A 12,506-nucleotide genomic window follows, 5' to 3' on the forward strand; every position below is an offset into this window, starting at 1 on the left:
GTGGAGCCTCAGCGCTGTCTCGCTGTTTTTGAGGGGCGAGCGCCGGAAGGCCACTAGCTTCGCTCCCTCGGAGCGGAGGCTGTGCCTTTCAATGCCGAAGGATGTCTCAAGTCTCGAATGCTCGGTGACTGAAGACAAGTTGCGCTAATCAGCAACTTCTTTCAATGCTTCCACCAAGAGTTTATTGTCTTCTTCAGTGCGGCATGCGATGCGCAAGAACCGCTTGCCATTTTGAAGCGTCTTTCCGCCACTGTGCCTGATCAATATGCGTCTATCTTTTAAAAGCGTTGAGGCGATCACGTCCCCATCCGGCCAGTGGGGCGGCAGTTCGCAGAACACGAAATTCGCGTCGGGCTTTAGAACTCTCATTCCGTCGATGCTGCGCAGGTCTGCGTATAGTTTGTCTCTGTCGCTGCCTACCCTCATCCAACTCTGCTGTGCCGCGTGCGCGAGGTGAGGGAGCCTGCTCAGAAAAAACTCGCCAACCGTATTGACATTCCACGTGGGGAGCGCCGCTCTAATTTCCTTCATCATCTGTTCATTTGCGGATGCCGCATACCCCATCCGCAAACCGCATGTCCCGTAAATCTTTCCGAGGCTTTTGAGAACGATCACATTGGGAAATTCGAGCAAGTGATTTTCCAGGCTAGCACTTCGTCCGAGCTCACTAAATTCTATAAATGACTCATCGATCAGTAGCAGTTGCTGTTGAGCTCGAAGCGCGGAAGCGAGATATAGTAAATCCGCATAGGGAACCATCCGCGAAGTGGGATTATTCGGCGATATCACGACTGCGCCGTTGACACCATTTGTACGCGCAAATGCTGCGTAGCGGTGCACATCGAGTTCAAAATCTGGCGGTGACAGAAAAAAGCGTGACAACCGCCCGGGCAAGGCGGTGGTTTCATAAGGATTGAAGGTTGGGACCGGGACAGCAATCCTCATTCCCAGTCGACCAAGGAAGATGGGAATGAGTTCAGCCACGCCATTGCAAATGACAAGTTTATTCGCTGGCGTCTTCACCGCATCCGCAAGAAGTTGGACCATCTGCGCATTAGGAGAGGGATAGCAGGTAATAAGCCGCGGTAGCGCGTTCTTAAGTTCGTCAAGGAACGCCTGCGGCGGAAAATAAGGGTTTACCAGAAGGACGAAGTCCTTGATGTCATATTTCCAATAGCCGCCGGGGAATCGGTTGATCAGGTCAGAGACCTCGTCCGACCTAAGGGGTGGGTCCATTTGTGCTGCCCTCTTCATGCGTGCGACTAGCTCAACATTTCAGGACAAACGAAAATTGCAAGATGCTCGCCATCTCTCGACAAGCTCACGGCGAACAAGCATCGAGCAGTGCCGATTGGTGCGGAAATGCTCTCGGCAACAAGTCTGGTGCACGCCGCGGTTGGCGAGACTACGCGTCATCATGTGACCTGCATGGAGGGAAGCCTGCAACACGAAGAAGGTAGTCGCTGGATCATACTTCCATCCGCAATCAAAAGGAGCGACTGGCTAAAACCACCGACGACACGACGGCGAAGATGCTTATTGCCGTATACATTGTTGCGCAGAGTGGTGGCACGCGAACAGGCGCGACATGCGCTGTAGCGAGCAGCAAGAAGCCAATGTTTACGACGTCAGGAAATGCTTCAGCAGGAATAAGAGGCTTAAAAAGAAATAGGAGCGCCAGGAGCGGCACGTCGTATGACAAGGGGACGCCCAAGAAGCGTCCATCGCGCGATCTGCCGAAGTTCGCAAAGTAGCTAAGCCTTATTGCTCCGGTCACCAGTAGAGCGGTTGCGGTCGCAAGCGCGAGTTGTGAAGCTTGGCTGACTTGTACCACAACTACCGCAGGCACGACGGCTCCATAGACGATATCTGCAAATCCATCGAGGCTCGCTCCCATTTTTGCGACATCTGGATCGCGACCTTTCGTGCGACCTGCCACAACCCCGTCGAGGTGGTCCGATAGAACGGCCCAAAGCGCTGCTGCCACGGATAGCTCAAGGCGGTCAGAGAGAGCTAAAAACAGGCTGGCGGAGGAAAAGAGAAGACCTGTGATCGTTATAGCGTTCGCTGGATCCCAAAGGTATTTTAGCATTGCACTCTCACCTCATTTGCAAATCACGTCTCGCCATGTAGGCCTTCGTTCGGTCCTTGAAAATGCGCTCGGCAATCTCCAAATCGTCAGCGTTATCAATTTCGTACCAGCTGAGGCCATCGCATCGCGCCGCGGCGAGCTGGAGGCCTCGCCTCTCTATCAGATAACCCAAAAGTTCTTCGGTGTAGGTCTGCCGAGCTCCAGCGGCGATGATATCGTCCAGTGTCGGAACTATCGTTGCCTTGAGTGTCGGCGACGAAAGCCGTAGGAGGTTCATTGTCTTGAAAACCTTTGGGCCATCCGCAACAAGATTTGCCGCGGTTTGCTTCAATCGAAAACCTGAGATGAAGCCGTTCTGCGACAACAGGACGGCCGACCCTTCCATTGAATCATCGAAGGGAACGACTGCAGCTACGTCAGTCCCCCGGCAGACCATCAAGTGTCGCAGCGCATCCTCTTCGAAAAAGACGTCGCCCTCGAGAAGAAAGCAGTCTCCGGAGAGAAGAGCGTCGCGCGCCAGCCACAAAGAATAGGCGCTTCCTGTGCGGTCGAAGACGGTCGACTCGACATATTTGATTTTGAGTTCGCCAAAGTGGCTACCGCAGGCATATTGAATGGCGTCTTTGCGGTAACCCACGACGATCGTGACCTCTTCCACGCCGACAGCTTCCAGATTGCGCAGAGCGTTATGAAGAATCGAAGTGCCGTTGACCTCGACCAGCGACTTCGGCCGCAGATCTGTCAGGGGACGCAGGCGAGAGCCGCAGCCAGCGGCGAGAATGACGGCGTTCTTGGGAGCATCGGTCACCGTTTAGTTCCTTTTTCGTCGCGCCTCTAAGGTGAAACACCGCCGGCTTCTTCGTCGCCAGCGTAGGCATGCTGAAGCGACATCAGGTCTGCGGGAGCCATCTGAAAATGGAGCCCAAGCGTCAAGACAGGCAAATGGTCCTCGTCGGTCCTTTCTCCAGAGAGAAGGAAGGCGCTGGATCCGGTGCCTCGAGCTGCCGAGATGGCAAAGTGCGCATTTCGGTTGAGTGAGGCGTGCTACGCCATCTAAGGACATCTCAGTGCAATGGTTAGGGATTTGAGATTGCAGTCGAACCTGGCCAGCTAGGAGGAAGTCCAGGACAGTAGGTCTTCGACCATGACTATGCGCTCCTATGTCGACGAAACCCTATTTGCGCAGTTCAGCGTCGGGCCGCAAATATCGCGTTTCCGCACGGGCCAGTTCGTCGTACTTGAACAGTTCGAAGACTTCCTCGAGAGTGGCAATATGCGGCTCAATGCTCGCGGTGCTTTCCTCAGCGATGATGCGACCGCAGACTTGACGCATTGCCGCCGTTGCCGCTCGCATGGAGTGGTTGGCCCAGATCACCGTAGAGATGTTGGCTTTGCGGTATGCAGAGATCGGTGTTCGATAGTATTTCGTCGGAACGATCACGACCGGCAATCTGTTCTGCCAAGCGCGCGCGAACGATAGGATTTCGTCCGCGGTGCTCTTTCGCGAATGAATAAGGATCGCATCGGCTCCCGCGTCGGCGTAGGCGTGAGCGCGCGAAAGTGCTTCGTCCATCTCATGCCCAGCGATCAATGCCTCGATCCTTGCCACCAAGATCAAGTCGTCCGCGACTGTATCCTTCACTGCCCGGAGGCGGCCAGAGAATTCGTCGATGTCGGCGAGGGGGTGCCGATCCCCAACAAACGAGTTCATCTTCGGAAAACAGCTGTCCTCGAGCGCGACGCCGGCTGCTCCACGCTGACGGAGCCTGCGTGTGACGAGGCGTGCATTGTTGAAATTCCCGAAGCCGCCATCTCCGTCAACGAGCACAGGCAGTTCGCTCGATTCCACGATCCGCTCGACTACGTCTACGAGTTGGCTCCACGACGCTTCGTTGGCATCGCGGTAGCCCAGGGAGCAGGCAATAGACAGGCCAGACGCCCAGAGGCCTTTGAACCCTGCGCGCTCAGCGATCGCGGCGGAGAGACCATCATGCGCTTCCATGAGGAACGATAGCTCTCTGCGGGAGCAGATTTCGGCGCGCAGGATTTCAGCACGTGAGGAACCGGCGGATTGATCAGGGCCGTTGGCGAGAACAGATGGTAATCGGTGTTGCATGCCAATTCCTTGTGATGACCGGCGTAACGTGGAGACCGGCCGATTTCATCAATCGATAGGTGACATGCTTCCGTCATCTAGATCAATTACGAGGGTTGGTAGTTGATCGGGCCCGCAAACCAGTTCCGTCTCGGAGTGCTCGAGGATCACTGCTAAGCTCCGCCGATCATTTGAGTGATGGCACAAATTGAAAGCACAGTTGTGCCCTGGTCGAGGCGCCGACCAGCGGCATCATCGCTCTTGCATTTGTCCACGCGGTTTTGAGACTGCACGATCTGCGCGAAGGCTTCTGAAGTCGATAGCATTCTAGAGAGTGCGGGCTCAAGCAGGTCAGGGCGCGAATTCATTGTGGACGCGCGCGCCTTTAAGGTTTGGGGAGGGCGCAGTGCGCCAAATTCTGATCCCCGCAGCGGCGGCATACCATGGCGACCGTCGCCTTCTAGGGGCGGGAGACGCCTCGGTGGCATACTGAGAAAATTGGTGGCTCAGTGCCCCGAAGTTGAAGAGAGCTCTTCAGCCAGCTTTAATTCGAGGATCGGGATGATGTTCGCGCTGAGGGTATTATGGAGTCGCTTCCTTCGGGGCATGGAAGCACGGCGCGGTTTACTTCAGCCGGAGATTCGGCGGTCGATCGGGCGGGCGAGGAAGGCCTTCACCTTGTCGTCGATCTCGCCACACAGCCGGCTGACCTGGCTTTGGAGATGCCAGTCATGCCCATCGCCTGCACCAGATCGCCCGCCGAACGGGTCGAGACGCCCTGCCATAAGCTTCCTGCACCACGGCGGTGAGCGCCTTCTCGGCCATGCGGCGCGGCTCCAGGAAACCCGGGAACTAGGAGCCTTTGCGCAACTTTGGAATGCGCAGTTCGACCGCACCGGCGCGGGTCTCCCAGATGCGTTCCCGGTAACCGTTGCGCCGGGCCAGGCGCTCGGGGGCTCTTCTCGCCGTAGCTCGCCCCGGTCTGGCCCTCGACTTCCAACTCCATAGACGCTGGGCGGCAAAGCCGATCATCTCGCGCAGCAGATCGGCACCAGGATCTTCTCTCCGAGTGCGCGCAGGTTCATCATGTCGTCGGTCATCGGTGGTTCCTCGGTTGCGTTGGCGTGTCGCAACCCGATCTTACCGGAGAACTGCCGGTGACCAGCGCAAGACCGCCCGCCCGCTACGGCGCTATTGGGGGCGCCTCCGGGCGGCTTTGCTCTACCGAGCTACACCACCACCGGGAACACGACCCGGTGTCGCCCTGCTGAAGGAATTAAAGTCAATACCGTGGCCGTGGTCGAACCGCAATTCGGAAGTGCCTTCAACTGGTCTCACATTGTCCAAGATTGCCGAGTTCGAGAAGGCGCATGCGGGCGGCGATTGAGCAATGGCATTCGCATCTTTCAGCGCCCGGAGCCAATTCCCGAAGGTATCTGTCTGGCAGACTCCAGCATGCGTCCTAATACACAGGGCAGCCGGGAAGTTGGCGGCTACAACACACAACCGAGAGGAGGGTCCTTCCATATTCCCAAATTTCTGAATCACCTTGGCGTTCCCGAACTCGACGCTCGATGGATCGGTCGTCCTTGAGAAGGCGAGGGTGCAGGCAGACCTAGCTTGCGCGAGAGAGCTGCGGCGTGCCTGACAGTCGCTTGGCGCTGAAACATTCCGTCGCCTTCCGGGCGCGTTGCCTTCGTCAGAAGGGGCGAAGGACAAAGCAAATAGTAAGTCACTTCAGACATCAGTCGTATCCGCGAGCTAAGCGCGCCTCTTTCAGGATACTCACTCGATAGTCCCTCCTCATGGAGTCTAGCCGATCTTATACGGATGTGTATTGAGCCAAATCGTAGATCCCCCGGTTCGCCCCGCCGTCAGTTTGCAAAGAAAGCGATGGGATACAGCAGCCTACACTACACGCGAATTCCAAAACCGTTGACGGCCCCTATGAGCTTCTGTTGATGATCGCGAGTTTCAAACCGTTTGATGAGTTGCGTCTCGAAATTGCCCACCAAAACAAGGGGGCGACAGCATACTTGGTGTGGGGCAAGTATGCTTTGCGAGCGTCGTCTGCTAGGCCGCTCGCAGAGAAGGACAGTCGGATGATTGCGCCGATTCGACGTAACTGGAATCCAAAAGACTTTTTCGATGAGTTGACGCCGGCGATGTTCACGGCCGGACCATCGACTATGCGCGCACGTCGGGACAAGTTGTGGCCTGAGTTGTATACTGAATACGACGCGAGGCACTTAAAACAAGAATTGTTCAACCGAAATCTGATCGCCACCAACGAAGCTGAGGCGTTCTTTAGTGTCTGGGCCGCGGATGAAGAGCGTCACACCGATGCTTTCATCCGGATCATGGAGCTTGTCGCTGGTGAATCCGAAAAAGATCTTCGAGACAGATTGGAAGCTCGATCGCATAGTTTTTCTGCAATCAATGAATACTTGAAGGACGAATTCTCTCTGATCGTTATGATCGCATTTGATGAGATGTGTACTTGCCGCGCCTATGCTGCGGATAGAGAGTTCTATGCCGGACTTGGCAGCAGCTTCCTTCGTTGCCTGAGAGAGGTGATTGCCGACGAGGCAGTTCACTCGATGAACGCTGTTAATGTTCTCCGTGCCCGTTACTGCGAGCGCATTCCCGAAATCGGCGAGATTCTCGACAGCATAATCCGCAGCGTGGGCGATGATCCGGATTATACCGGCACCTTCGTACTGGATTACTTCGGCGGGAATTACACGAAGCAGATGTTTGTCAACTGCCGCGCCGCTGTCCTGAGAAACGTTGCTAAGCCGCTAAAAGCCGCAGTGACGGATTGAAGCGTCGGCGCGGAAGTGGACCAACGAGTGTCTGCGCCTCATCTCCTGTCGGTGCCTCAGAATTGCATGTATTGGTCGGTCAGAGCGGATTCGGCTCATAGATGAGTCAGATAGCCTGCCTGCGCTGCCCTTGAACTTTTCCGCTTGTTTCAAGTTTCTTGGCAAGCCACAGGCAATAATGAGCGATCCAGCGGTGCCTTGCACAAGGGGTACCGATCAGACGTCAAGAGAAAATTCAGTCAGGCAATCATCACGAACAACCAAGCCAAATGGCGCTGTCGGCTTTCCTCCTGATGTCGCGAATACTTCAACGCACGCGCCCGCGGAATCTATCCCAATCCTCAAGTCCTTGTCGTTAAGTACGATTTTTTGGGCGGTGCAACTGGTACGACACTTGCTGTTCTCATCGCCAGGTTCTCGCCCTTCCGGAGATGCGTATGCAAAGTGCCCTCTGCACCAAGCAGAATTTTCATGCTCGCCGGCAAGCCGAACATCGGCGGTGACACCGGGCTCCTTGAGCTCGGGATCACGGAGCGGCTCGGCGACGGATTGGAACTTGCCTCCGCTCAAAACAAGCTCAATGGAGCGGCGCAATACCGACCTTTTGGGCCAGCCTGCTGAGGCGCCAAAAAATGGATCTTTTCAGCTTCACCGAATGCGCGACGCGAACACAATGCCTCAGATCGCTTTTCGAGCTTCTCGTGAGCTGTGCGAGCGACGAAGGCTTCAGCGAAGTCTCTTACGGAGCGCTCAATTTCGCGGAGCCACTTCGTCTACCGGAGTATCCGCCACCGGCGGTGGCCGTAAAGTGGCCGCCCGAATGGTGTGAACGATATTTTAAGCGAAAGTACCACAAAATCGATCCGGTAGTCCGGCGGACACCGACGCTTTCGCGGCCCTTTCTGTGGGATCAACTCGCCGAGCAATATCAACTACAGCCCGACGAACGGCGCGTACTTGATGAGGCCAGAGAGGCCGGTCTCAAGCACGGCATGAGTGTACCATTGTTTGGGCCATTGGGTCGGGTATCCGTCGTATCGTTTGCATCTCGGTTCGACGATGCCGATCCTCAACATTCCAAAGGCCATCTCAACGCACTAGCCTGGCACTTTCACACCGCTTGTGTGGAGATCACACGTCCGGCCGAAGATAACTGCAATATGAGAGTTGCGCTATCGCAGCGGGAACTAGATTGCCTACGGTGGGTGGCAGAGGGCAAATCGTCATGGGAAATCGGGAGGATATTACAAATCAGCGAGAATACGGTGAACTTTCATCTTAAGAACGCGATGCGAAAGCTGGGCGCGACCAGCCGGATCCAAGCCGCCATTGTGGCAATCCGCCTCAACCTTATCTTTGACGTCCATGTTGCGTGAGCATCTTGATGGGACGATGATTGTATCGGAGCCAGTTTGCGTATGAAAACTGCTGTGAAGACAAAAGCGATCCTATGGGCAATCGTTCGCCAAGGCATTGAGCAAGCTCGACCTGCCATGTGAGGAAGCCACTTGCTGCTAGCGCGCACGTTGTATACGGCAACTACGAGCTTAGTCTCGGGCATTCTTTGGAGCGGCAAGTTAGAATAGGTCTAGCTAGGGAGTCCAGCATTTGCAGGTGTTCGTAGGACGTGAGGGTTTCAGTCGATCGTAGCTAGGCGCCAATGAAGATCGGTAGTTTGATTCGAGCTGATCGGTTTGCTTCAGTTGATTTTTGTCATGAGTTTAAAACTGCTACTTCCTTGACTATCTTACAAGTATGAATCGATCAAAAGACCAGCTTCTAGACCTAGTCGACAAGCTCCTTCTGGAGGGCATTGCGCGCATCCGGTTTTTAGCCAAGCGCCGGGCAGCCGGCATCGGTGACGGCGGTACGAAATGAAGCAAGCAGCGTGCCGGTTGAAAACTGAAGGTTCTCTAGTCGCCTCATGTTGCGCGGGCGCGTCAGATTGGAAACATCGATATCTCGAACCTGACATCGCGTCATTAGCCTTGACCGTACACACCACGCCGTCAAAGGTCGAAGGCTGGGATCTGGCGCGTACACCCAGTGTGCCGCTGCCGACGGGGCGCATGTCGCCGGCGCCAGTGCAGAAGATCATGTTCCTTGCGTAACTTGGAAAGGCGGCGCTTCGGCAAAAGCGGCCAGTTAGCGCTGCGCGAAAGAGCACTCCGAAGAAAAAGCCCCGACCGAAGGTCGGGGCTCCTCGATCCGCCGCAAACGTGTTGAGATCGCCATTTTCCAACCACCGGAAACAGCTTGTAGTAAAGCCGAAGGGTCATCATATCGACATCCTGGTGAATGCGATCCGTCCCGACAGCGGGGAAGGTCACGTTGCTCTCCGGCATGAACAGGTGGTCATACTCGACGCCAACTGACCAGCTGGGCGCGAAGTTAACTTTCCAGGCCAGCCCCTACGGCGCGCCCCCAACGGACATTATCGCTTTTAGCAAGCTCCGCCCCAGTGACCGTCGGAGTTGGTCTGGTCTGTTTTGCTGGTCATCACAGGACCGCCTGGCCTAAAGCAGCACGGTTTTGAATGCGTAGCCGAGCTAGCCGGTGAGCAAGCCGAACGCATCCGTCTTGGTTCGATTGATGTTCGACGGGAAAGCGGTGCTGATATTTGGAGCCGCTGAAGTTTGCCCAGTTGCCCTGGCCTTCAACGCCGTAGACCACATTGAAGATCTGCCAGCGATAGCCAATCTGGCCACCGATAGTGCCGGCGGTCGTACCATGGCAGCCTTCGGGAGTAACGCCTGCGAAATCCTAGCAGCTATGGCTCGAACCCAGCCGCCGTTAATGCCCATATAGTAACCGGTCAAGTCACAGATCGCGGGAGCGACCGACAGCTGCGGCGCGTTGGTTTGGACAGGCTGTGGAGCGAGATCCGCGCCAAGTGCGGGACCGCCGCGTTGATTGCGACGATGCTTGCAGTCAGAAGCAGAAAATTCTTCATTGGAGTGCTATTCCACACTTGAGCCCGGCTCTGCGCGTCTTGGCACATCATCGTGAATTGCTGTAACTTCAGCACAACATTCCTCAGAAACGAAATCGCCCTAATCTCACGTTGGGTTAGGTACTGGAGCTAGAATCCCGCCATTTCCAGAATTTTAGCGTTGATGCGCGTGTTTGTTCAGGCACGTGGGAGTTAGCTGCCCACTTGGGAAGGCGGCTCGCATCAAAAGAGCGCAGTTAGTGCAGATCTCGGCAAAGCGCCCGAGAACGAAATGCGCGTCCACGGTCCGTGAGCAGCGGGTTCCGATCTTGGGCATCGTCGACTAACTTCGGAAAGCGTTGAAGGCATCGACCCTTCCGAAGGTTGCCTGTCGGAACGACCACCGAGCTGCGCAATCATGGTCTTGACGCATCGATGATGGGCCATCAGTGATCATCGAATGCTGCCGCGCACAATGTCTGACGTCAAACAACCCTCAACTCCTTAAAGCTTTGCGGTATGTTGAGGAGATGTCTGATGCTCAGCTCCTTGAGCATCCGGCTAAACATGTCCATCGACATATTCCAAACGCCCGCTCAACAACCTCATCAGCCAGGACACGTTCGCGGTGCCATTCCGCTCCGGCGTCGTCAGAAAGTTATGCAACCGCTTTGTGGCCGGTGACGTCCTCGAGCTCTTTCACTTCCGTATGTGGCTGTTGCGCCAAATCGCGGTCTCTCGTGATCGCCTGGTATTCTTCAAAGAGCTTGGAGAAAGCGGGAACGATGGCCGGGCCTGCGTGCTCAAAACAGCAGCCCGGGATCGAGCATCGCTTTGAAGTACAAAAGCATCTAGCCGATGCTTTCGCCATCCGTGTGAAGGCGACGCTGGAGAACAGGAAGACATGGATTGTAGAGATTTGTTTTGGGTGCGTCGCTGCTAATTCTGCCGTGATTCGTCATCCCTTGACGAAAGCGCAAGATGAGGCAAGGTCAATTCACCTTTGCCTTCGGCGAGACAGGTTTGGAACTTTTGCGCGGCGGCAGTCAGAACTGGCACCTTCAACGCGGTTTCGTTCGCTAATCGCACGCCGCAGTCAATATCCTTTTTGGAGTTTCTGATCGATATTGCCAAAGCATCCGGCTTTTCGTCCAACAAAAAGGCTGCAAATTTTTGGAATATCCCGCTGTTGGTCGCGCCGCGACTGACCAAGGAGCGTAAGATTGCAAGGTCGACGTCAATGGCATCGGCAAGTTGGCAAGCTTCCGCTACCACCGCCGCCATGCCCATCGTCATGCTATTATAGACAAGTTTGAGCTTATGGCCCTGTCCAATATCACCCACATGGACGATGTTCTCGCAGAATGCGGTAAGAACACGAGCCGCCATAGGAAACGTGTTCTGATCAGATCCAACGATGGCGTTGAGACGCCCTTGCTCTGCTTGTTCAGGGCTTCGTGTTACGGGGGCATCTATGAAGTGCAATGCATGCTTTTTGGCCTGTTCGGCTAGAGTGAGGGTTGAAGCAGGATAGGACGTGGTGCAGTCAAGTATCAAACTCTGTCGGGGCAAATGTGCAAATAGCCCATGTTGCCCAAGGCAGACTTCCTCGACCTCGCAACTTGAGGGCAGGGATAAAACGACGGCACTTACATGCCGGGCCAATTCGGAAATTGCGGTGTGCTCATGAGCACCCATGCCAGTCAAGCGTTCCGCGCCAACACGGGTCCTGTTGACTTTGATATGCAGTTCAGTGCCATGACGCAAAAGACTGATTCCTATGCCTGTTCCCATGCGCCCTGCGCCGATTAGGCCGATTCGTTGTCCGACTTTCCCAGGCGTTTCAGTTGACGGAGTTTCAGTCATGCTCTGCGTCGTTATGAGTTGTGAAAAAGGCCACGCTCCTGCAGAATGGGCAGCAGCTTATGATGGTCCTCGATGAGATAATCCGGCTTCGCCGCTCGCAGACGCGTCTCGGAAACAAATCCGCCCGTAATGGCTACGCTGATCAAGCCAAGTTCGCGTGCAATATCCGTTTCGACCGGCATGTCCCCGACGATGAAAGTTGAGCTGGGGTCCAGATTGTATGCACGCATATACAGACGAAGCCGCTCGCCTTTGCTTATGCCTTTATATTGAGTAGCGCGGCTTTCAAACGCCAGAACCTCCGCGACACAATCTTCGATTCCATGTCTTCGCAATTGGGTAATAAGGGGGTCGACTATATGGTTACTGACAATAATGCTGGAAACGTGTTGTTGACGTGCCGTTTCCAAAATGCAACGCGCGCCTTCGCGCAGATCGGCTTTGCTCGCCAGTGGTTCGTAGGTGTCGTGAAAAATAGCACTGTCATGGCTATCCACCGTTTCTATTTCACTCTGCGACATTCCTAGATTGCGGAAAAAAACCGAAAGTGGAACATCGAAATGATCCCGAAAGGTTTGCATATCAATGTTAGTCCGGCCTAAGCGACCCAAAATGGTGTTCGTCGTTTGTAGCAAGGCGTCGGCGTCGTCGAGGAGGGTGCCGTTCCAGTCGAATACAAGAGCAGGTTTCATCATG

General features: G+C 55.2%; 9 protein-coding genes and 1 pseudogene. 3 read left to right on the forward strand and 7 right to left on the reverse strand.

The features are described from left to right. Positions 1 to 144 precede the first annotated feature (144 nt). The 5 genes and pseudogenes from IVA96_RS20910 to IVA96_RS20930 all read right to left on the reverse strand — a co-directional run. Positions 145 to 1,236 (reverse strand): histidinol-phosphate transaminase, encoded by a 1,092-nt coding sequence (locus IVA96_RS20910; protein WP_247281289.1) that lies wholly within the window; start codon positions 1,234 to 1,236, stop codon positions 145 to 147. A gap of 250 nt (positions 1,237 to 1,486) precedes the next feature. After that, the gene (locus tag IVA96_RS20915; RefSeq protein WP_247418978.1) at positions 1,487 to 2,092 is read right to left on the reverse strand and encodes a CDP-alcohol phosphatidyltransferase family protein; all 606 of its coding nucleotides are present in this window, start codon (positions 2,090 to 2,092) and stop codon (positions 1,487 to 1,489) included. A gap of 7 nt (positions 2,093 to 2,099) precedes the next feature. Then, positions 2,100 to 2,900 carry a phosphocholine cytidylyltransferase family protein gene (locus IVA96_RS20920; RefSeq protein WP_247418979.1) on the reverse strand — a complete coding sequence of 267 codons (801 nt, stop codon included), beginning with the start codon at positions 2,898 to 2,900 and terminating at the stop codon, positions 2,100 to 2,102. 366 nt (positions 2,901 to 3,266) lie between these two features. Then, the gene (gene aepX / locus IVA96_RS20925) at positions 3,267 to 4,139 is read right to left on the reverse strand and encodes a phosphoenolpyruvate mutase (RefSeq protein WP_247281334.1); all 873 of its coding nucleotides are present in this window, start codon (positions 4,137 to 4,139) and stop codon (positions 3,267 to 3,269) included. Positions 4,140 to 4,834: 695 nt separating this feature from the next. Next, a pseudogene (locus IVA96_RS20930) lies at positions 4,835 to 5,287 on the reverse strand (transposase); the annotation flags it as partial. A gap of 861 nt (positions 5,288 to 6,148) precedes the next feature. On the opposite strand from IVA96_RS20930, the gene IVA96_RS20935 reads away from it, so the two are divergent. The 3 genes from IVA96_RS20935 (at position 6,149) to IVA96_RS20945 (ending at position 8,388) form a co-directional block, all read left to right on the forward strand. Then, positions 6,149 to 7,012, forward strand: coding sequence for a hypothetical protein (locus tag IVA96_RS20935; protein WP_247418980.1), 864 nt, complete (start codon positions 6,149 to 6,151; stop codon positions 7,010 to 7,012). Positions 7,013 to 7,483: 471 nt separating this feature from the next. Further along, complete coding sequence (locus IVA96_RS20940; RefSeq protein ID WP_247418982.1) at positions 7,484 to 7,633, forward strand: hypothetical protein; 150 nt, start codon at positions 7,484 to 7,486, stop codon at positions 7,631 to 7,633. An 11-nt stretch (positions 7,634 to 7,644) separates the two neighbouring features. Further along, entirely contained in the window at positions 7,645 to 8,388 is a 744-nt protein-coding gene (locus IVA96_RS20945) for a LuxR family transcriptional regulator (protein WP_247418983.1), read from the forward strand. 2,495 nt (positions 8,389 to 10,883) lie between these two features. Here the strand turns inward: IVA96_RS20945 and IVA96_RS20955 are convergent. Beyond that, the gene (locus tag IVA96_RS20955) at positions 10,884 to 11,810 is read right to left on the reverse strand and encodes an NAD(P)-dependent oxidoreductase (RefSeq protein ID WP_247418984.1); all 927 of its coding nucleotides are present in this window, start codon (positions 11,808 to 11,810) and stop codon (positions 10,884 to 10,886) included. Between the two features lie 11 nt (positions 11,811 to 11,821). Continuing rightward, positions 11,822 to 12,505, reverse strand: coding sequence for an HAD hydrolase-like protein (locus tag IVA96_RS20960; protein ID WP_247418985.1), 684 nt, complete (start codon positions 12,503 to 12,505; stop codon positions 11,822 to 11,824). Position 12,506: the final 1 nt, after the last annotated feature.

Source organism: Bradyrhizobium sp. 159 (genome assembly GCF_023073795.1).
Taxonomy (GTDB): Bacteria; Pseudomonadota; Alphaproteobacteria; order Rhizobiales; family Xanthobacteraceae; genus Bradyrhizobium.